This window comes from Flavobacterium sp. ASV13 (assembly GCF_000745775.1).
GTDB lineage: Bacteria > Bacteroidota > Bacteroidia > Flavobacteriales > Flavobacteriaceae > Flavobacterium.
In genome coordinates this window covers 374989-396940 of sequence record NZ_JQJY01000008.1, presented here as the reverse complement: position 1 = coordinate 396940, position 21952 = coordinate 374989, and the positions used below count along the sequence as shown (strand labels likewise).

Annotated in this window: 13 protein-coding genes; 5 read left to right on the top strand and 8 right to left on the bottom strand. The window is 33.8% G+C overall.

Features of this window, described 5'->3' with window-relative positions; all coding sequences use genetic code 11:
* Positions 1-10: 10 nt before the first annotated feature.
* From GQ47_RS17995 to GQ47_RS17975, 5 genes are all read right to left on the bottom strand, one after another.
* Positions 11-3343 (bottom strand): SusC/RagA family TonB-linked outer membrane protein, encoded by a 3333-nt coding sequence (locus GQ47_RS17995; protein ID WP_051951635.1) that lies wholly within the window; start codon positions 3341-3343, stop codon positions 11-13.
* A 509-nt stretch (positions 3344-3852) separates the two neighbouring features.
* Entirely contained in the window at positions 3853-5007 is a 1155-nt protein-coding gene (locus GQ47_RS17990) for a glycoside hydrolase family 88/105 protein (RefSeq protein WP_081909378.1), read from the bottom strand.
* A gap of 25 nt (positions 5008-5032) precedes the next feature.
* Positions 5033-6274: a DUF2264 domain-containing protein gene (locus GQ47_RS17985; protein WP_035651338.1), complete on the bottom strand. Its 1242-nt coding sequence runs from the start codon at positions 6272-6274 to the stop codon at positions 5033-5035.
* 71 nt (positions 6275-6345) lie between these two features.
* A complete protein-coding gene (locus tag GQ47_RS17980; RefSeq protein WP_081909377.1) occupies positions 6346-10440 on the bottom strand; it encodes a hybrid sensor histidine kinase/response regulator transcription factor in 4095 nt (1364 codons plus the stop codon).
* A 156-nt stretch (positions 10441-10596) separates the two neighbouring features.
* Positions 10597-13710 carry a beta-galactosidase, LacZ type gene (locus GQ47_RS17975; RefSeq protein WP_035651330.1) on the bottom strand — a complete coding sequence of 1038 codons (3114 nt, stop codon included), beginning with the start codon at positions 13708-13710 and terminating at the stop codon, positions 10597-10599.
* A 363-nt stretch (positions 13711-14073) separates the two neighbouring features.
* On the opposite strand from GQ47_RS17975, the gene GQ47_RS17970 reads away from it, so the two are divergent.
* Entirely contained in the window at positions 14074-14520 is a 447-nt protein-coding gene (locus GQ47_RS17970; protein WP_035651328.1) for a GNAT family N-acetyltransferase, read from the top strand.
* 3 nt (positions 14521-14523) lie between these two features.
* Here the strand turns inward: GQ47_RS17970 and GQ47_RS17965 are convergent, their stop codons facing one another.
* Positions 14524-15387 carry a LysR family transcriptional regulator gene (locus GQ47_RS17965; protein ID WP_035651327.1) on the bottom strand — a complete coding sequence of 288 codons (864 nt, stop codon included), beginning with the start codon at positions 15385-15387 and terminating at the stop codon, positions 14524-14526.
* A 62-nt stretch (positions 15388-15449) separates the two neighbouring features.
* Here GQ47_RS17965 and GQ47_RS17960 point away from each other — a divergent pair, with 62 nt between their 5' ends.
* The 3 genes from GQ47_RS17960 to GQ47_RS17950 all read left to right on the top strand — a co-directional run bounded on the left by GQ47_RS17960 (position 15450) and on the right by GQ47_RS17950 (position 18316).
* A complete protein-coding gene (locus GQ47_RS17960) occupies positions 15450-15974 on the top strand; it encodes a GNAT family N-acetyltransferase (protein WP_035651324.1) in 525 nt (174 codons plus the stop codon).
* Between the two features lie 9 nt (positions 15975-15983).
* Positions 15984-16871, top strand: coding sequence for a DMT family transporter (locus GQ47_RS17955; RefSeq protein ID WP_035651321.1), 888 nt, complete (start codon positions 15984-15986; stop codon positions 16869-16871).
* A 62-nt stretch (positions 16872-16933) separates the two neighbouring features.
* Positions 16934-18316, top strand: coding sequence for a hypothetical protein (locus GQ47_RS17950; RefSeq protein ID WP_035651317.1), 1383 nt, complete (start codon positions 16934-16936; stop codon positions 18314-18316).
* A gap of 309 nt (positions 18317-18625) precedes the next feature.
* Here GQ47_RS17950 and GQ47_RS17945 read toward each other — a convergent pair whose 3' ends face one another.
* Positions 18626-19636: a hypothetical protein gene (locus GQ47_RS17945; protein WP_035651315.1), complete on the bottom strand. Its 1011-nt coding sequence runs from the start codon at positions 19634-19636 to the stop codon at positions 18626-18628.
* A gap of 325 nt (positions 19637-19961) precedes the next feature.
* Here GQ47_RS17945 and GQ47_RS17940 point away from each other — a divergent pair, with 325 nt between their 5' ends.
* Positions 19962-20732 (top strand): DUF2490 domain-containing protein, encoded by a 771-nt coding sequence (locus tag GQ47_RS17940; RefSeq protein WP_035651312.1) that lies wholly within the window; start codon positions 19962-19964, stop codon positions 20730-20732.
* Between the two features lie 167 nt (positions 20733-20899).
* On the opposite strand, the gene GQ47_RS17935 is transcribed toward GQ47_RS17940, so the two are convergent.
* Positions 20900-21895: an isoaspartyl peptidase/L-asparaginase family protein gene (locus tag GQ47_RS17935; protein WP_035651310.1), complete on the bottom strand. Its 996-nt coding sequence runs from the start codon at positions 21893-21895 to the stop codon at positions 20900-20902.
* Positions 21896-21952: the final 57 nt, after the last annotated feature.

Sequence of the window (21952 nt, the reverse complement as noted above, 5' to 3'; positions counted from 1 at the left end):
ATTGTAATTATTAAAGTGAAACGTTAAATCCTAAATTAAACATTCGTGTAGCTAGCCCACCTGTTTCTGGATCTCCATAATATTTCCATTCTTTAGAAGCAGACCATGTTGCAGCGTTCTGAACCGAAGCATAAATTTTGAAGTTTCTCACATGCAAACGATCAACAAGATCTTTAGGAAGTGAATAAGCCAACGAAATATTATCTAAACGGATAAAACTGCGATCGTATAATTTTGAAACTCCAGCTCCTGCAGGTCCTCTTGCATCAAGACGCGCCCAGTCATTTGTTGGATTATCAAGTGTCCAATACGGATTTACAAATGGATTGTAATTGTTCGTATACAAACTTCCGTCATTATAATTATTCATATAACGGCTATCAAGCGATTTGTGTCCCATGTACGAATACATGTTAATTGCCAAATTCCAGTTTTTATAAATTTTGAATTCGTTACGCAACGACCAGTTGATTGGAGGTGCGGTCTGTCCTAAAAATTGTTTGTCTTTTTCGTTGTATGTTGGTTTTCCGTTAACATCATCTGCTGTGTAACTGTTTTCAACTTTTGGATCACCAGGACGCTGTCCGTATTTTGCAGCTTCTACAGCTTCATCCTTCTGCCAAATTCCGATTACTTTATAATCCCAGATTTGAGAAATAGGTTTACCAATAAACCATACATTCGTTTTATCATCTGCCTCTTTAGCTCCTATTACATTTCCATTGGCATCCTTAACATCTTCCATGTTTCCATACAATCTATTAATAATATTCTTGTTGTATGAAAAAGCAACCATTGTAGTCCACTCAAAGTTTGGCTTTTTCATATTTAAAGTTGTAAGGCTTATTTCAACACCTTTATTTTCAACCTCTCCAAGATTGGTTGCAATTGATGAAAATCCAGTAAACACAGGCAGACGCTGACTCATGATCATATCATTTGTAACGGATCTGTAAACATCGATTGTACTTGTAATTCGGTCATTTAAGAAACCTAGATCAAGACCAATGTTTGTTGCTGTTGTTTTTTCCCATTGCAAATTAGGATTTGCCATACGGTCAATTCCTAAATATTTCGTGTCAACGATGTTTCCTGAAGCGTCAAGATATCCCATTGTTGCCCCCGTACCAGAGCTTAAATTTGCTAAAGCCAAATAAGGATCAGCAAGTGATCTGTTTCCGTTTTTACCCCATGACAAACGCAATTTACCAGTACTCATAGGCGCCCATTGAAACCAACTTTCTTTATTAAAGCTCCATCCCAATGCTACAGAAGGAAAAGTTGCATAAGGATAAGAAGCTCCAAACGCTGAATATCCGTCGCGACGTACCGTTCCTGTTATCATATAACGATTGTCGAATGAATAGAAAAGTCTTGCCATTAAAGCATCTGCTGTTTGATGCGTATCTGTTGATGTAAATGTACTATTAGCCAATGTTGCATTAGAAATATTGTGATATCCTAAAGCATCTGAAGGTTGAATATTATTAGCATCTACGCGATCTGACCAACTTTTTAAATCTTCAGCTTCCTGAACAAAAGTTGCTATAATATGGTGTTTGCCATTAAATGTATGATCCCATGCTACAGTATTGTTTATGTTCCATGTGAATTTTTTACCGTTTTCTCTGTCAACTCCTATGTTAGCAGGACTCCAGTTTTTATTTCCAGCCGACTGAAAATAACGGTTGTAAAAGAATTCATAACGAGGAGAAGCATTAAATGAATATGTAATACCTAAAGGCAAAGTTACTTTTGTATTAAAAATAGTATTCAATACAGTATATCCTCTGTCAAGATCCATATATTGGCGATCATAGTAATAGTTATAACCTCCAATTGTTGGTCCCATTGGTTGTCTTGCATAATCACCGTTTGTTTCTTTAAAGTTAGCAAAAGGGCTATTTCTTAACATATTTGCATCCCAATAATTAGTTCCTGTACCAACAGAAATATCTCCATCTGAACGGTCTTGAAAGTTAACATTTGCTCCAAATTCAAGCCAATCTGTAACTTTAGCATCCACTTTCATATTCGCACGAACTGCAGAATAATCATTTCCCTGAATAGCACCTTCTGAAGTTAAAGAGCCCAAAGAGATATAATAATTCACTTTGTCGCTTGCTCCAGAAACACTTAAATTATTATCACGATTTATTCCCGTTCTAAAAGTACTATCATACCAATCGTGCGTTTTTCCATCTGTGAAATTTTTCAAAAGCGTAGCATCAGTAATTCCCAGACGTAATCCCCAAACTTCCTTTAAACTTTTGCCTTGAATTTGTGCAGCTGGCTGATAAGCTAACCATTGCGCTTCACTAATACCGTACTGACTTAATTGACTAGGGTTTGTGTAATATCCTGGTTTGTTAGCTACTGTTCCTGTAACCCATGCCTCATAATTTCCGGTTGTTGTATTTGTACCATACGTTTTAGCCGTTTCCCAATCTTCACGATATTTTACATATCCTTCTGGAGAATATACATCGCGATAAGCACTTTCATTAACGATTGTCATGTTTGTCGTCAAATTAATAATAGGCTTACCCGTTTTTCCTTTTTTAGTTGAAAGAACAATAACTCCTGCTGCCGCTTTAGAACCATAAACAGCAGTTGCAGATGCATCTTTCAAAATATCAATCTGACCAACATCATCAGGATTAATTTCTGAAAGCTCACCATAAAACTGCATTCCGTCTAAAATAATAAGCGGTGAATTATGACCAGCACCATCCGGATTGTAAACAGAAGTCTGCCCACGAATCTGTAAAGATCCTCCTCCTTTTGCAGCAGGATCATAACCTACTTTTAAACCAGGAACTCCTCTTAATAAATCCTGAACCGTTTGTGGATTTTGATTTGCTAACGATTCTGCTTTAACCTGAACAATTGCTCCTGTTAAATCGCTCTTTTTCATTTTACCGTATCCAACTACTACAACCTCATTTAATGAAGCTGCATTTTCTGCAAGTTGAATTGTGATATTTGTTCTATTTTTTACTTGAATTTCCTGAGTCATATACCCAATATAAGACACCACTAATGTTGCGTTCTGATCTCCTTTCAATTCAAATTTTCCGTCAAAATCTGTAATTGTACTAATTTTAGTTCCTTTAATCGAAACTGTAGCTCCTGGAAGCGGCAATCCGTTTTGGTCTTTAACCTGCCCGCTAATTCCATTTTGCTGTTCTATTTTTTCCAGCGCATTTGTTCCTGATGGTTCTCCTGCATATGCCTGTACTTGAGATAACGAAACCAGCACACAAAAAATGGCCAATTTCTTTTTAAAATCAAATCCAGATACATAATCAGGAGTCGTCATCTTCCTAATAAAGTTTTTCATTTTCTTGGTTGTAATTTTGGTTAAATAATTAGTTTGGTTTAAATCTCAGTCGCGTTTGAAATAAAAAAATCATGATTGTTGTTTTTTGGGGAAAACATTCTTTCATATTCATTTTTCTCAAATTGCGACATTCAATCTGAGCTACAAATCTAACAGAACACTGTTGTTTCAGAGGGGGGAAATATGATAATAAAGAAGGGTCAAATTAGTACAAGACCGCAAAAACACTAAGGTTTTAATGTATTTCAGAAAAAAAGCCTTTCAGAAATCAAAATTTAATAAATATATATTCCGTTTTTTAGAGAGCGAATGTTTAAAGTAATTGCAACAATTTATATAAATAACAAGAAAATTCATTTTTTGGAATAAAAGCCAAAAGAGCTTTTCTCTGATCTATCTTGTTCTATTAAGTATTATTTTAAAATGTAGATGAAAAACATTTCTACAAAAAAACGGCTAAATTTCATTTCAGAAATCAAGCCGATTTTAATAAAATTTAATACTAAAAACTACTTCACAAAGCGATACATTTCTGAAGCTGCCAATAGAAAAGCTCCCACTCCAAAATCAGCTGTAGAATTTTTATCTACAACTTGTCCCGGAATTGCTTTTTCGCCAATAGGCTGAACGTACCCAACAGTCCCATCTGCCTGAAGCGCAAACGTGGTTAAGTAGTTCCAGGATTTTTCTGCAACTGGCAAATAGGTCTTTTTATCCAAAATTCCGTTATTGATTCCCCATAAAAAGCCATACGTAAAAAAAGCAGTTCCACTTGTTTCTGGACCTGGCGCATGTTCTGGATCCAAAATACTTCTGGTCCAATATCCTTCTTTTTGCTGTGCTGACGCCAATGCCTGAGCCATATCTTTAAAACGTTGAATATATTCTTTTCTATGTTTCGCTTTTTTCGGCAAATCCTGAATAATTTTAGCATAACCCGCAAAAATCCATCCGTCGCCCCTCGCCCAAAAGTCTTTTTTCCCATTGGCACTTGTATGTTTTGGATAAACATATTTGGCATCACGGAAATATAATTTTGCTTCCGAATCGTACATAATACTGTCTGCATATTGTAAATACGAATCTAATTTTTCCAAATACATTTCATTTCCGGTAACGTTGTACAGCTTTGTCATAACTGGCATCACCATATACAAACCGTCAACCCACCACCAATAGTCATTTGCAGAAGTGCTCATTTCATATTCCATAACTTCTTTTGCGCGAGCAATTTTTTGAGGATCTTTTTTTCCTGTGAAATTGTATAAATCAATATAAGTCTGAAAACAAATCTGCCAATCGCCAAATAAAACATGTTTATCTGTTTCGCCATAATTGTATTTCCATTCTGATTTATCCGTTGATTTGGCGCCCATCCATTGATTTTTATCTGCCCAAACCATTGAATAATCTAAATATTTTTTGTTTTTAGTTACCTTATAAGCTTCCATATTTCCAGTGTGATAAGCAGAAACATGCCAAAAGGAATTTCCTGGTTCCTGATGTGTACTTTGCCAGCGATTATTTACTTTATCAATAATAGCAACAACCTCTTTTTTAGATTCTTTTATTGTCGTTTTCTGTTTTACGGCACTGCTTTTACAGCCAACAGCAAGTGCTGAAACTGCTGTCAATACAATAAAAATTGATTTTTTCAAAAACATAATTATAATAAGATTAAGCGTTTAATTATTTCGAAGCATGATCAATCGGGATTTCCTGACCCGACCATATTTTCTTTTGTGTCCAAGGTTGGTAAGCAGTTGTCCAAAACGAATCTGTCGCCGGCAAACCCAAAACTAAAAAGGCTTCCGTACATAAATACAAGCTTCCGGTTGAAATATAACCCTCGCCTATATTAGGCTGATGACCGTATAATCCTATCTGAAGCCACCCGTTTTTGTCAAAAGTTTCCTTGGCATTTATTTGATTATTGATCATAAAATAAAGTGCTGAGCGGACTTGTGCCGGAGCAATATCTTTTGGTAATTCTTTCCAAAGTGCAATCTGAGAAAGCAATTGAAAAGCACCAAAACGATACGCCAATGATCGTCCGATTGGTGGATAAGTTCCGTCAGGAGAAATTAATCTTTCCTGAATTGCGGCATATCTTCGGGACCTGTTCAACACAGTTTCATAATCTTTTTTATAATCACTATTTTTATCTTTCAGCAAATTCAAAATGTCAAGCTGCATCGGGTGAATGACAAAACTGTTGTAATAATCCCAGTGAAAATCCGGGCCATCGCCGTAAATTCCGTCTCCCAAATACCATTCTTTGTGTTTAGATAAACCAAAATTCAAACGATTTGCATCTTCTTCTTTATCAAATTTGATAATCGCTGCTTCAACCATTCCGGCAAAAAGAAGCCAATTACTATTGTAAGGTTCAATTTTTCGAGATGACTTTAAAGCTGTAATAACATTTTCTTTTGTAACAACATCAAGCGGTTCCCAAAGCTGTTTTGGCGCACGAAGCAAAGCTTGAGCAAAAAAAGCAGCATCAACCAAAGGCTGTTTATCGTTTACAAAATTCATAAAATCAGCCGCATTTGGATCGGTTGCATTATGAATTGATTTTTGTGCCAAAGCAATATATTTTGCTCTTAATTTTCCTTCGGAAGTACCGTCTGGACCTAATTCAAGCCAAGGCGCCATTCCCGAAAGAGTTCTTCCAAAAGCTTCTAAATAAGTTACATGTGTTCTTTCATCCCAAGCACCAGGTGATTTTTCAACAGGCATCAACATTTTCAATTGATTATTACTTAAAGCAGTCAAAACAGGATCCCCAATTTTTACTAAAGAAGCTACAAAAAACTCGCGGACTTTTTCAGGAGAATCTTTTTCCGGCTTCTTTGATTGTGCTTGTACATTTGAAATTATAAAACAAATCAACACTGCTAAAACAGCATTTTTAAAACGATGACTCATATATTTTCTTTTATCTTTTTATATTTTCTTTTTTCTTGCTTCTTTCTTCTTTCTTCTTTTTTCTTTTTAATTTAAGTTGATTTCCAAAAACTTTCATTCAGAATATATTTATTGTCCTTTACATTCTGATACTTTTTCTTAAACTCCGAAGGATTCAGATTATAAAATTGTTGAAAGTGTTTTCGGAAATATTTAATATCGCCAAAGCCAGCTATTGAAGCGGCTTGACTAATTTGTAAATCGGTTGTAATTAATAATGTTGCTACTTTTCGTAGACGAACATTTCGGGTAAACTCTAAAACCGATTTTCCAGTAATTTTTTTGATTTTTTTGTAAACCAATGAATGACTCATACCTAATTCAGATGCTAAATCTTTGATATTAAAATTGTCGACATCTAGATTAGAATCAATGAGTTCGATGATTTTATCGAGCAGTTTTTTATCCTCATCAGAAAGTTTTGGTCCGGCAACATTTTTTGTGACCGAATTAAGTAAATAATTCTGTTCGCTGTCACGACGCGTCAAGATTCCGTTTATTCTGGCCAATAAATAATCATTATCAAATGGTTTTGTGATGTAGTCATCAGCGCCAACTTCAGCTCCTTTTAGTTTTACATCTTCAGATGTTCCTCCGGTAAGCAAAATCACGGGAATATGTTTTAAATCAGGATCGGATTTTATGTGTTTGCAGAAAGCTACGCCGTTCATCTCACCCATTACAACATCTGAAATGATTAAATCGGGTTGTACATTTTTTACAATATTTAAAGCTGCTTCAGCATTTTCGGCTGCAGTAACGTGATATTTTGATGCTAATATTCGTTTCAGATAATTTCTGATCTGAACATTATCATCAACAACTAAAATGCTTTTTGCGTCTTTAATTACATCTTTTACATTTTCAGGTTCTTCTTCAATTGGCTGCAAAACATTTTCCCGAATTGCAGTTTCTTCTAAAGCTTCATCCAGAAATAAAGTTCGGTCACTTAAATCTTCACGGATTTCAATATCTCCAAAATGTTCTTTTCCGAGAAGCAATTTAATTTCAAAAACAGAACCTCCATTTTCATTATCACGACAGCTTACTTTTCCTTGATGTTGCGCTATAAATTGTTGTACCAAATACAATCCGATACCAAATCCTTTGCGATTGTTTTTGACATTTTTCCCCGATTGATAGAACAAATTAAAGATTTTGTCTTTGTCGGCATCCAGAACTCCTTCTCCGTTATCTGTAACATTTATAATGACTTCTGTTTCGGTACATCTCAAATTCACAGCCACTTTTCCGTTTTCTTTTTCTGTGAATTTTAAGGCATTCGAAATCAAATTAAACAAAGCCATTTCTATTTTTTCGCGATCGACATAAACCAACAGTTTTTCTTCAGAAATACTAAAACTGTAATCTATTTTTTTTGATTTTGCGTGATGTACAAAACAGCTGAAAACCTCTTTACACAGCTCAACAATATCTATTTGTCCAATTTTTAGTTTTCCGGTTTCAGTTTCCGTTTTTCTAAAAAGCAACAACTGATCGACCAAACTCAACAATCTTCTGGAATTGCTGTAAACCATTTCAATTGCTGCGGGATCAATTTGCTGCTCGGTTCCATAAATAATATCCTTTAACGGATTGATAATCATCGTTAGAGGCGATCTGAATTCATGAGAAATGTTCGTGAAAAAAGTCAATTTTTTCTCGTTCAATTCTTTTTCCTGTTTTGCCAAATCCTGCGAAAGTCGAACTTCGTATTTAAGCTGCGCTTGTTCACGTTGGTATTTATCTACTACATAAATTAGCAGAATTAAAACAACAAAATAAAAACAATATGCCCAACCACTTCTATACCAAGGCGGTAAAATCGTAACAGGCAAAGAAATAGATTTAGAATTCCATAATCCTTCAGCATTTGTTGATTTGATTTTCAAAACATAATCACCTTCTGTGATTCTCGAATAATTCGCACTTCGAATATTATCCACATAATGCCATTGCGAATCCCATCCTTCTAAAAAATAAGCATAAGAGATTTTTTCCGGCAAACTGTATTCCAAAGCCGCAAAATCAATATTCAGCATCGATTCATCATAAGGCAGTTTTAATTTTTCAATTCCAAAAGCGCCCAAACCGTCCTGATCATAAACTTTATTATTTACTTTAATCGAATTGATAATCAACTTTGGGAAAGCATGAACCTGACTGTTTATTTTAGTATCAATTATATTAAAACCTTTGATTCCGCCAAATACAATCTCGCCTGTCGAAAGTCGCAACGCCGCATTGTAATTGAATTGATTGCTCTGAAGTCCGTCAGTATCATGATAACTTGTGATTTTTCCGGTGTCAACATTGTAAACAAATATTCCGTTGTAAGTACTGCACCAATAAGCTCCTTGTTTATCGCGAACAATATTTAGAATCGAATTATTAGGTAGTCCGTTTCGTTGCGTCAGGAATTTGCGTTCAAAAGTTTTCGGATTAAAAATCATCAATCCACCGCCTTCTGTACCAACAAGCATTTTGGTATCGGAATGCGAAACAATCGAACGAACTGGATATTTCACATCAACCTCTTTTCGTTGCATTGTTTTGGGATCGAATCGAAATAATTTTGAAAAATTTCCAATCCAAAGATGATTCTGATCTTGCGTCATCGAAATAATACCGCGAATTTTTGCGTCAACAAAATCAAACTGATCTTTTATTTCATTGTATTTGTACAAACCTTCTTCATCAGGCGAAGCTGCCCATAAAATGTTCTTTTTGCATTTGAACAATACCCAAATGTTTTTTTGAACCGCTTTAAGTTTTGGATGAAAAAGATTGTATTTTTTAAAATTGTGCGTTTGCGAATTAAAAAGACAAACGCCGCCGCCGTAAGTTCCAAACCAGGTTCCTTTATTGTCTTTTAAAATTACAGAAACGAAATTATTGCTAAGCGAATTTGGATTTCCCGAATTATAAGAATAGTTCGTAAACGTGTTTGTTTTTCTATTCCAAAGACTTGCACCTGCGCCATCAGTTCCAATCCAAAGGTTTTCAGAATCTTGCTCGCACAGTGAAAGAATGAAATCACTCGGCAAAGTATTTTTTGTACGTTCATTTTTAGAAATCGTTACAAAAGGACTTTTTGTCTCTTCTATAGTATTTACTCCGCCTCTTAAAGTCCCTATCCAAACCCGATTTTCATTATCTAAATAAAGCGACGAAATGGCGTTACTATTGAGTTTTTCTTCATCGAGACTCGTGCTTAAAAGTGAAAAAGAGTCTTTGTTATAATTGTATTTAATAACTCCGTTTCCGTTTGTGGCGATCCAAAGTTCATTGGCGGAAGCCTTAAACATTAAGTCCGAAATGGGATATTGAATTTCCTGATTCGTGTAAAGATGATGTTCCTTGTTTTTTGTATTGTATTTTAAAAGCCCTTCTTCAGCAGCTAGCCAAATATTTGAAAATTTGTCGAATAAAATACAGCCACTGCCCACAGAAGTTGCAAAAACAACAGAAAGTCTTTTTGCGCCAGATTCCATAGCGACCAAACCAACTCCTGCAACAGAACACCACAGTTTTCCGGTTGGATCAAAATCCATTTCCTGCACGTGAAAATCCCATTGCATTTTTCCATTTGCCAAAAGCGGAATCTGCACAATCTCTTTATCTTCACCAGCAGAATAGAGCAAACCTTTTCCCGCTGTTGCAATGTACATTTTCGAATTAAAATCCCTAATTTGATTGACTACAAAATCTATCTTTTCACTTTTAGAAGTCTTTGCGTTGATGTAATTTTTTAAAGTAAACTGATTACTCAAATAGTCATAAACGCTGATACCGCCCTTTGTGCCAATCCAAATTTTATTTTGAGTACCACAAACGCTAACTATTCTATTATTTACCAATGATTTAGAATCGTTTGGTTCGTTTCTGAAACTTAAAAAATTGTAACCGTCAAATCTGCTAACGCCGTCATAAGTTCCAAACCACATCAAACCTCTTTTGTCTTTATAAACCGAAGTTACCGCATTATTAGCAAGGCCATTTTTGATACCGAGATACCCAATCTCATATTTTTTCTGTCCAAATTTTGGAATAGAAGTTCCTACAGCCTGTGGTTGAGCTGACAAATGAACTAAAAGTGCAAAAAACAATAGAATTTTGGTTTTCAAAATTTCGGATTTGAGATTAAGTATATTTTTATTTTCTTAAAGAAATCAGGGATATAAATTATTCGTGTGAAAAATACAATTATTAAATTAATCTTAAAAAAAACCTATGAAAATAAATCATAGGTTTTTCATGTAAAAAAACACATACAATTCTTATCAATTAACCAATGAAATTACATAAGAGTAAGTATATTTTTTATCTGTTAAACGATATTGATCATGTGGCAAACGTCCCCAGCTGTCATCTCCACCTACTCCTCTTTGTCTATAATCCAAATGAAGATAAACGGCTTCTTTAGAATCTAAATCCAAATCAGATGGATGGCGTTGTGCTTTAGTTTTTCCGGGATCCAACATTTCTGTTGAAATATTTAAAGCACTAAAACCTAATGCCTGCAATCCTTCAAATTTTACGCCTTGGCCTTTTGCGTTTTTTAAAGTCAACCAACGAACATCAGTTTTATAACCGCCTTCTTGTGGACGAATATAGCTTTTAGTATATTGATTGATCACTTTATCTGAATATTCACCAATAAACGCTGCAGAATTTCGATCAGAATAATTTTCCCAAGGACCTCTTCCATAATAACTCAAATTGTCGAATGCTCCATTTAACTTGGCACGCATTCCAAAACGAGGCATTTCAGGCAATTCTTTTCCGGCCAAATCGATAGCTGCAGTAACTTTTATTGAACCGTTATTCTGAATTAAATAATCAACAGTATAAGGTACATCAGCAGCTGCTAATTTGTAAACCGCTTTTATCAATAAACCTTCAGGAGATTTTTTGTCCAAAGTCACACTTACAGTCGATGGATTTTGTGATGCTTCTTTCCAGATTACCAATTTATTTTCCATGTTGCTTCCAAAATCATTATCAGTTGGAGCACGCCAGAAATAAGGCGTTGGGAAATTATTGAAAATTGGATTTGCTTCATTTTTCAAATTGTATTTTAAAATTTCTCCTTTTTGAAGATCAAATTCTCCAGAAACACTTTCAGTTTCAAAAGAAAGCACATTATTTTTAACCGAATATTTAAGTTTTGAAGCACTTTCTACAATCTTATTATTTTTAAAATAAGAACCTTTTCCTATTGCAAACTGCTCTCTTGCAAACTCATGACCTTTTGCAACCAAAGGCGCATCGTTTTTAGAAACTGCATAAACATTTACAAAATATTCAGAATCAGCATCGATTGAACCTAAATTTAAAGCCACTTTTTTGCTTTCTGCAGGAGCAACATCTAAATTAAATTCTCCTGATTTTGCTATTGCACCATTTTTAACCAATTCCCATTTAAAATTAAAATCAGAAAGATTGGTGAAATTATAAAGGTTTGTCACCGTCAAATCAGATTCATTAAGCTGAAAATGAATATTTTGATATACTTTTTTGATTTCGCTTAAAGCTGGTTTTGGAGTTCTGTTTGAAAAAATAACACCATCAGCACAACCATTTTCATCATTTTGAAGTTTTGAAGCGCCTAAATCACCGCCATAAGCCCAAAATGTTTTTCCGTTTGCATCTTTCGTTTTAATTCCCTGGTCAACCCAATCCCAAATAAAACCACCTTGCATGTGTTTGCTACTGTTGATGATATCCCAATATTCCTGAAAGTTTCCGCCACTGTTACCCATTGCGTGCGCATATTCACACATAATATACGGACGCTTTTTATCGGCTGATGCATAAGTTTTCATGCTTTTAATTCCCGGATACATTGGGCAAACGATATCAGTATTTCTATTTTCTCCAGCCTGCTCAAATTGAACCGGACGTGTCGAATCTACTTGTTTTAACCAATCGTATGCATCGTAAAAAACAGGTCCGTTTCCACATTCATTTCCTAACGACCAAATAATAATTGAAGGATGATTTTTATCAAAAGCAAACATTCTTTTAATACGATCTAAATGCGCCGGTGCCCATTCTGGCAAATACGCCGGATGTTTTTTCTGATCAAACCAGTTTTGCCACTCTGCGCCCATTGCATGCGATTCAATATTCGCTTCGTCAACTACATAAAATCCATATTCATCACACAAATCATACAATTTAGTATCGTGCGGATAATGACTCATACGAATTGCATTAATGTTGAATTCCTTCATTAACTTAAGGTCTTTCAGCATCAATTCTTCGTTTGGCACGTGTCCGTTTACGTCATCATGTTCGTGGATATTTACTCCTTTTACCATCACCGCTTTTCCGTTAACTAAAAGCTGTGCGTCTTTTATTTCTACTTTTCTGAAACCTGTTTTTTTAGAAACTGCTTCCAAAATATTTCCTTTGCTGTCTAACAAAGTAATGTTATAGCGATATAGATTTGGTGTTTCAGCATTCCATTGTTTTACATTTTCAATGGTTTTTGAAAAACTGATTTTCGTTTCTTTTGCATTTACTTTTTTGCTTTCAGAATAAATTGTTTTTCCTTCTTTATCAAACAATTCAATTTTTACCGAAGGACTTTTAATTTTATTATTCTCAAAATATTTTAATGTAACATCAACATTAAAAAGTCCGTTTTTATATTGATCGTCTAAATCGCTTTTTACAAAATAATCCCAAACCACAGTTTTTGGCATTGCCTGTAAATAAACATCGCGCTCAATTCCGCTTAATCTCCAGAAATCCTGATCTTCTAAATAACTTCCATCATGCCATCTAAAAACCTGAACAGCAATTAAATTTTCTCCTTTCTTCAAAAAGGAAGTAATATTAAATTCGGCAGGAGTTTTTGACGCTTTTGTCATTCCGACTTCCTTTCCGTTTAAAAATACTCTCGCATAACCCGAAATAGAGCCAAAATGAAGAATAATTTCTTTATCGTTCCAGGAATCCGAAACTGTAAAATTGCGTCTGTAACTTGCAACCGGATTATAATCTCCTGCAATAAATGGTGGATTTTTAGGAAATGGATACGTAATATTAGTATAAATAGGAATATCATAACCTTGCAATTCCCAGTTTGATGGCACTTGAATTTCTGACCATTTGCTGACATCAAGTCCTGGTTCGAAAAAATTCGTTGGTCGTTGTGCCGGAGTTTTAACAATATCAAATTTCCAAAGTCCGTTTAAGCTTTGGTACAATGCTGATTTTTTAGGATTGTTTTCCTTTAATTCATCGGCATTGCCGTATAAAAGAAACGAACTTCTTCCAGATTCTTTTCCTCTGTCTAATACTTGCGGATTTTCCCATTCATTGGTTTGTGCAAAATTAATTTGCGCACTTAAGAACAGCGCAGCTGCTAAAAAAATTTTCTTCATCTAACTTTTTTTGATTGTCTAAATTTTGTTTTTGAAACAGAAAAAAATTGTCATTCCAAATTGATTTAAAGTATTTCTTTTATAAAAAACGTATAAAAAAGAACCTTCCTAACACTAACCAAATCTTAAAAACGTAAACCTTAAATCAATTTGGAATAACAAATTCTGAATCACAAATTTAGATATTCACTTAAAAGACATGAGGGGCAATCCGATATACTAAAAGGGGTAATTTGGTAATAGTCCTTTTTTTGTACAATATTACCCCCTTTATTAATGCGTTTTTAGCATCAATTGATAAAAAATTAGCATTTTATATCATTACTCTTGCTTTTATCTTTGTCATAAATAATACGAACTAAAATGACATTTAACCATATCATTAAATCTTTTGATGAATTTACGAATCACGAACTGTATCAAATGCTTCGGTTACGAAGTGAAGTTTTTGTGGTAGAACAAAATTGCCCTTATCTTGATCTGGATAATAAAGATCAGCAAAGTTTTCATCTTTTATATTTTGTAAATGATGAATTGGCAGGCTGTACACGATTGCTTCCGGCAGGATTATCGTATGATGAAATTGCAATTGGAAGAGTTGTAATTGCTCCACGCTTTCGCGGATTGGGATTAGGAACAAAAATTATGGAAGCTTCAATTGCAGGCTGTCAGGAAAAATTTGGCGAAGGCCCAATTCGGATTAGTGCGCAATATCACTTATCGAAATTTTATCAATCGGTTGGATTTGTGGAACAAGGCCAACCTTATGACGAAGACGGAATTCCACATATCGAAATGCTGAGAGCTTAAAAATTACGGAATAATCAATTTTAAAACATTGGCCAAAACAGGATTATGATCTTCGGTTCTCCAATTGATATACAGATCGGTTTCCATTGGAAGTTTAATAAATCGGATACCTGGAATTTCATGAAAAAGATAAGAATCGGGCAAAATTGCAATTCCGAGTCCTTTTCGAACCAAAGCAATAATCGCTGAACCGAATTCAGAATGAAGATAAACTTCGGGAGCGTTTTCAAAAGAATTGAATAATCTTTGAATCAAATCGCTGTAACTACTACCTTCATCATTGGTTGGCAAAATGATTTTTTGAGAAGCCAGCGTTTGTTTAGTCAAATCTTCGGGTGTTTTATAAGGATGATTTTCGGGAACAACAATCGCTAAATGATCCGTATGGAATTTTTCTGATTGAATATCTTTGGCATTATTAATATCTCTGGTAATCGCCAGATCTATTTTATAATTGCGAAGAAAATCCTGCTGATGTTCATAAAGAACCTGAACCAGTTTGATTTTAAGTTTTGGAAAAGCAGCAGAAATTCGGGACAAAATATCCGGCATGATAGAAGCAGAAATCGAATCTGGATGCGCAATCGTAATGGTTCCGCTTTCACCCAATTGAATCTGACGCGCTGATTGATGTATAAATTCAAGTTTATTAAGCTCGACTTCCCATTTTTCTTTCAGAAACTGGCCAGCAGCAGTAAGTTTGACATTGCGTTTATTGCGCTCAAAAAGCTGAACGCCCAATTGGTTTTCTAAAGACTGAATTTGACGACTCAATGCCGATTGTGTAATATTCATCTTTCCGGCTGTGTTCCAGAAATGAAGTTCTTTGGCAAGAGCCAAAAAATATTTGATTTGCTGTAAGTCCATTGATGCAATTTACGCATTTATTAAGAACAAAAAATATGTTTTAACGCATTAAAAAAATAAAAATGAATATACTAAAAATTACAAAAGCAACAATTAATGATATTATAAAACTTCAAGATATTGGAAGACAAACTTTTTCTGAAACTTTTGCAGAAGTGAATTCAGAAGAAAATATGACTAAATATCTGGAAGAAAGTTTCGCAACTGAAAAATTAACTTCGGAACTTAAAAATGAAGCATCATATTTCTATTTGGCAGAATTGGATGAAAAAATAATTGGTTATCTGAAATTAAATACGGGAGACGCCCAAACCGAAAAACAAGAAAAAAATGCTTTAGAAATTGAACGTATTTATGTTGCAAAAGAATTTCATGGTAAAAAAGTAGCGCAGGAACTTTATGCTCAGGCTTTGCTAATCGCCGAAGAAATAAATGCTTCATTCATTTGGCTTGGCGTATGGGAAAAGAATTTTAGAGCGGTGAGTTTTTATACCAAAAACGGTTTTGAGCAATTTGATACCCATATTTTCAGATTAGGCGATGACGAACAAACTGATTTGATGATGAAAAAAATCCTTAAATCTTAAGATTTCAAAATGGAAAAAAAACGACTTTTATTGATTTTATTAATCATTGGTACAGCCTTTTGGGGCATTTCTTATTCGATAACAAAAATGGCGATTGGAAATTATTCTCCAGCTACATTTTTATTTTATCGCTTTTTATTGGCTGTTATTATTTTGACCATAATCTTTTGGAAATACGTTAGAGAAACCAATTTTGAAGCGATTAAAATCGGCGCGATTCTGGCAGTTCCAATGTTTTTAGGGATTCATTTGCAAACAATTGGATTAAAACATACCGATGCTTCACAATGTTCTTTCATTGCCGGATTGACCGTTATCATAATTCCGTTATTAAAATTGGCTATTTACAAAACCAATGCTTCTTTAAAAATCTGGGGCGCCGCTTTGACTGCTTTAGCAGGTTTATTTATTATCGCCATTAAAGAAAAATTTACAATCAATTTAGGCGATTTGTATACCATTGCGGGCGCTTTTGCTTTTGCGGTTTATTTGATTTCGGTTGAAAAACATTCAGCTTTAAAAAATCTTTTATATTCTATTGTTCCAATGTTTGCCTTTTGTGCGCTTTTCACTTTTATCCTTGCCATCACAGATCACAATGCAGATTGGCTTCCTGAAAATAACACATTCTGGCTTGGCGTAATTTACTGCGCACTATTTTCAACTGCTTATATGTACACGGTTTCAAATATTTCGCAACGTTATTTATCGGCAGAAAGAGTTGCCGTTATTTATTTGTTTGAACCTGTTTTTGGGGCAATTGGAGCCTTTTTTATTTTGGGCGAAAATCTTTCCTGGCGACTTCTTTTGGGCGGAAGCCTAATTTTTGTCGGAACTATAATTTCTGAAGTAAATTTCAAAAATAATAAACTCAGTACTTTGATTGGAAAAAACTAAAAAGTGATACATTCGTCACAACCTTTTTATAAAAAGGAACATCTTCTTATAAAAGAGAAATTATGAAAAAAGTTGTATTGCTTATTTTACTGATGAAATCATTTTTGAGTTTTTCCCAAGATTTACAAAAAACGGGAGACATTAAAATCATCAACAGATATTTGTCTATAGAAAAAACACTAAACGGTTATGTTTTTATTGGGCCTGAAGATGAAAAATCTGAAGAATATGACTACCTATATATGCCAGATAATAACTGTAGAATTACAGCAATTTTAAAAAAAACAGATAGCAAGCAAAGTCGTCTAAAACCAAAAAAAGATAATGATAACCACGGCATTCAAGGTGACTTCCATATTTTAGAATTAATGAAGGAACTGCATTTTATTGATGAATACAATTTTGAAGGAACAAATGAACTGACAAATGGAAATATTCGTTCAGGATTAACAGAAGAATACGGCTATGCATCAAGAAACGGGAAATATGCATTAATCAATAGTACGGGAAAATTCCTGACCGATTTAAAATATACAAATGATTTTGACTATAGAGAGAATCCGCATTTGAATTATTATTTCGAGAAAAAAAAGCTTGTTTCTGTTTTGATTGATCAAATAACTGGAAAAGAAGTATTGGCAACAAAAGACAGTATTGTGGAATATTGGAATCCAAACAATTATTTGGTTAAAAAGTATAAAAAGGAAAAATACATTTTAGTTCATGATGGCAAAATACAGCCTGTTCCAAAAGATTTGAAAAGACTAAACGGCATTCCGCTATCCAAAAGTACAATCTTCACTTATAACAATGGATTTTTTGATAAAAATGGTCATAAAATAGAAAGCGATTTTGTTCCGCATAGCAATTTTTATAACGGACATTGTATTGTATTGGAAATAGTAAAAGAAAAACAGCGGTATAATTATTACGGAGAACCATTTCCGCGACGCGAAACCCGAAGCTTTAAAATAATAAATGAAAATTTTGAGATCGTAAAATCACTTCCTGACATACAAAGAACAATCAGCAGTTTTAATAAATACGGACAGATTATTGTAAATCGAAGATATGAAGACATAAGAAACGGCGACACTGACAATCAATACATTATTGATTATAATGGTGATATAATTGTTCCTTCGTCAAAAATTAGAACTGAGATATATGAAGTTTCTGAAGGGCTGTATTTAGCTGAAGATGCAACATATCCGCCTGTAAAAGAAAGATCAAAGCTGTATAATTACTTTAATCAAAAAGGAGAAAATATAACTAAGGCTATAACACAACTTCCTATTTATCTTGGATTTAAAGAAAATACTGTGCAAAAATATCTTGTTGCATATGGAACTATATATATGACTTTAGACAAAGAAAACAATATTATAAGTTCAGATCAAAAATCTTATTTATTTGATGCTCCGCCTGTATTACCTTATGAGTAATTAATCTAAAAAAGATTCTTGCTTTTTTACTTAACTCGTTTTCTTATAATTATAAATGGCGAGTGCATTTAACATAAAGACAAAAACATAAGCTTCAATAGCATAATGATAGGGTTAGCAATAAATGGAAAACTACCAATCCCAAAAGATGCATTAAAAAATGTAACGGATTAGGTTCTGAAATTTCCTTTTTCTCCACTGTTTCCTGAAATTGTTTATTTTTTTTTATCAAATGATTAAAAAATTTGTTTAACACCTAATTCAAAAAAAAAACGCTCTTATTCTTTTTGAAATAAGAGCGCCTTTTTTTTATTTTGTTTTAATGCTCTTTTCTTTATTCATTACCTCAATAAATCGGTATTGCATCACTTCTTTTTTACCATCAGGCATTTCGTTATAAGCACCATAAAAAACTTTGGTTTTTCCTTTATCGATTCCATAAAATGTTTTTGCCACTTCAATTTTAACTTTTTCATTTTCAGCTTTTAAAGCAACCGTATCTGCCAATTTAATATTAGAAACATAACAAATCTCAGGCATAAAACCATCTTTTGTCATTTGAGGAAAAATTCGAAATACTTTAGGTTTGCTTTCAATATTATCTAATGTAAAAGGCAAAATAAATTTTGCTTTCGCTTCACCAAGTACTTTATCATAAAAATTGCTAATTTCCTGTTCTTTTTGATATTTAAAGGATTCACCAGCCGGATTTAAACATTGTTTAGCCACAGTAATATAGTTCACAGCATCAATCAAATAGCCTTTTTTATAACTTTCCTGAGCCAATTTAAAATAATCTGGCGCTGTCTTTTTTAATAAAGTATATTGCCCAAACTGCAAAATATTAATCTTCCACTCGTTGCCATACTTACCATAAATTACGGTTATTAGTGCATCATTGTGTGTAGTAGTAGGCATCAACAATACTGTAAACATCTCTTTATTTAATGCTTTGTAATTAATAATATAGTCATTGTCTCCCGAAACGCCAGATATCAAAGTATTAGGAATATCTACAGCTGTATTTGAAACATAATATTGATCCAGAATTGTATAGCTTTTAGATGGATAATTATTGCTCATTGTACCCACTAGCTTATCTAGATCAGAATTTACAATTGTAAGCAGTTTGTCAGAGAACAGCGCTTTTACACCAGGAATATCATTGCTCATTATGGCTTTGAATAATTTATCATTTAAAACTTTAATTTCCTGAATTTTACTTGCTTCAATACTTTCATTTTTTTGTGTTCCACTACTTCCAAAATTACAGCTTTGAAAAACTATAGTTGTTACAATAATTAGTAAAATTTTACGCATTCGTTTTGATTATTTGAGGATTTTTAATTTTTAAAACATCTTATTTCCCTTAATAAAGGAATAGCTAATATAGCTTTTATTGAAAGACAAATAGCATTTAGAAAAATTATTTTATTCTAAAACCAATACAGATATCAGTACAAAATTCAATTAAAATATCATTCAAAAAAACACAAATAAAACACTAACAATAAACAAATTACACTTTTACAAACAACATAATTTTCTAAAAAAAGAGTACATTTACTCTGTATTGTTTTCAATTATTGCCTTTTATCGATTCTAAAGAAATTTACTGATTAATCTAATTTCTATCGTACTATATATGAAGAACAATTTTACTTGGATTTATATCCTTTTATTCCCAATTTTAGTGATAGGACAAACCGATCAAAAAAAAGAAATCAACCAACAACTTCAAACTTGGATTTCTATTAATACAGTTACAAAATTTGCTGATCATTGGGGGATAATTGGGGATTTTCATATCCGTCGAAACGATTTTGTGTCCAATCCTAGTTTTTATTTTATAAGAGGAGGTGTCACTTATATTCCTAATTCAAACGTTTCATTAAATTTAGGATATGCGCATATGTGGCTGGCACCTTCAAATGAAGACTGGAGTACTTTTGCAGATGAAAACAGGATTTATCAACAGGCACAATTAAATGCTAAAGTTGCCAATATAAGTGTTTTGCAGCGCTTAAGAAACGAGCAACGCTGGCAGGAAAAAATGGTTGACGATAAACCCAGCGGAGATTGGCGTTTTACAAATAGAATCCGCTATTTAATGAGTTTTACTTTCCGAATTTCCGATAAAAAATCATGGCCATCCATGGTTCTTTCAGATGAAATTCTTTTACAATTTGGCGAAGAAGCCGTCTACAATACCTTTGATCAAAACCGCTTTTTCATCGGAATCAAAAAAACAATAAACCCAAAATGGAGTTACGATTTTGGGTATATGAATGTGTATCAGCAAAAATATTCAGGTTATCAATATGATATGAATCATACTATTAGGTTGTTTTTTTATCTGAATACAAGTATCCGGAAAAAAGCCCCTTCAACTACTGAAAATTCTGGCGATGAATGATTATTTTTTAAACACATAGAAACATAGAATTTTATTTTAAAAGTGTGTAGAAAGAAACTAGTTTCTAACACATAGTCAACTATGTTTGCTTTAAATAAGTGGAACGCCTTTTTTACGCGTACTAAATCTATGTTTCTATGTGTTAGAATAAATTACGCACAACAGGTTTATTTCAGGAAAAAATCAGCATCAATTAAGCGATTTCCGGTTTCGTCATAAACAGCATAATTAAAACCGCCCTGAACGCAATACGAACCATATTCGCCATTCTTGTTTAAAGCAATAAAACCAACCTGAATATCTTTTAAATCTTTATTTCTGTTCTTAGTCAATTTGACAATTCTGGCTACAGCTTCTTCACAGGCTTTTTGAGGCGATTTTCCCTGACGCATCAATTCAACAACCAAATGACAGCCAGCAATTCTGATTACTTCTTCTCCATGGCCTGTTGCAGTTGCGGCACCAATTTCGTTATCAACATACAAACCTGCTCCAATGATTGGCGAATCACCAACGCGTCCGTGCATTTTAAACGCCATTCCGCTTGTGGTACACGCTCCGGAAAGATTTCCATCAGCATCTAAAGCAATCATTCCAATAGTATCGTGATTTTCAATATTGGCAATTGGCTTGTATTTACTGTCTTTTAGCCATTCTTTCCACTCTTTTTCAGATTCTTCTAAAAGTAAATTTTCCTTTTTAAAACCTTGTTCCAATGCAAATTGCAGAGCACCATCGCCAACAAGCATTACGTGAGGCGTTTTTTCCATCACGGCTCTCGCAACAGAAATAGGATGTTTTATAAATTCAAGACAAGCAACAGAACCAATATTTGCATTTTCGTCCATAATACAGGCATCAAGTGTTACGCGTCCATCTCTGTCTGGGCGTCCCCCATAACCTACACTTCTTTCTTTTGGATCTGCTTCTGGGACTTTTACACCTGCTTCTACAGCATCCAGCGCTTTTCCATTCTTTTTAAGAACTTCCCAAGCTGCTTCATTTGCAGGAATTCCAAATCGCCATGTCGAAAGTACAATTGGTTTCTTTCCTTTTTTAGAAAGTACTTTTTCATCTTTCTCAGAATTCGTCTGAAAAGATTGCAATGCTACTGCAACAGAAGCAATTGCGGTTGTTTTTATAAAATTTCTGCGATTTGTCATGACTTGTATTTTAAAACTTGGGGGAATAAGGTTTTCTTAACTGTAAATTTATAAAAT

Bases quoted from the DNA above. Each gene is read 5' to 3' on its own strand.
- GQ47_RS17960 (WP_035651324.1), top strand. From the start codon at position 15,450: ATGAATATACTAAAAATTACAAAAGCAACAATTAATGATATTATAAAA.
- GQ47_RS17935 (WP_035651310.1), bottom strand. From the start codon at position 21,895: ATGACAAATCGCAGAAATTTTATAAAAACAACCGCAATTGCTTCTGTT.
- GQ47_RS17995 (WP_051951635.1), bottom strand. From the start codon at position 3,343: ATGAAAAACTTTATTAGGAAGATGACGACTCCTGATTATGTATCTGGA.
- GQ47_RS17940 (WP_035651312.1), top strand. From the start codon at position 19,962: ATGAAGAACAATTTTACTTGGATTTATATCCTTTTATTCCCAATTTTA.
- GQ47_RS17975 (WP_035651330.1), bottom strand. From the start codon at position 13,710: ATGAAGAAAATTTTTTTAGCAGCTGCGCTGTTCTTAAGTGCGCAAATT.
- GQ47_RS17990 (WP_081909378.1), bottom strand. From the start codon at position 5,007: ATGTTTTTGAAAAAATCAATTTTTATTGTATTGACAGCAGTTTCAGCA.
- GQ47_RS17970 (WP_035651328.1), top strand. From the start codon at position 14,074: ATGACATTTAACCATATCATTAAATCTTTTGATGAATTTACGAATCAC.
- GQ47_RS17985 (WP_035651338.1), bottom strand. From the start codon at position 6,274: ATGAGTCATCGTTTTAAAAATGCTGTTTTAGCAGTGTTGATTTGTTTT.
- GQ47_RS17945 (WP_035651315.1), bottom strand. From the start codon at position 19,636: ATGCGTAAAATTTTACTAATTATTGTAACAACTATAGTTTTTCAAAGC.
- GQ47_RS17950 (WP_035651317.1), top strand. From the start codon at position 16,934: ATGAAAAAAGTTGTATTGCTTATTTTACTGATGAAATCATTTTTGAGT.
- GQ47_RS17965 (WP_035651327.1), bottom strand. From the start codon at position 15,387: ATGGACTTACAGCAAATCAAATATTTTTTGGCTCTTGCCAAAGAACTT.
- GQ47_RS17955 (WP_035651321.1), top strand. From the start codon at position 15,984: ATGGAAAAAAAACGACTTTTATTGATTTTATTAATCATTGGTACAGCC.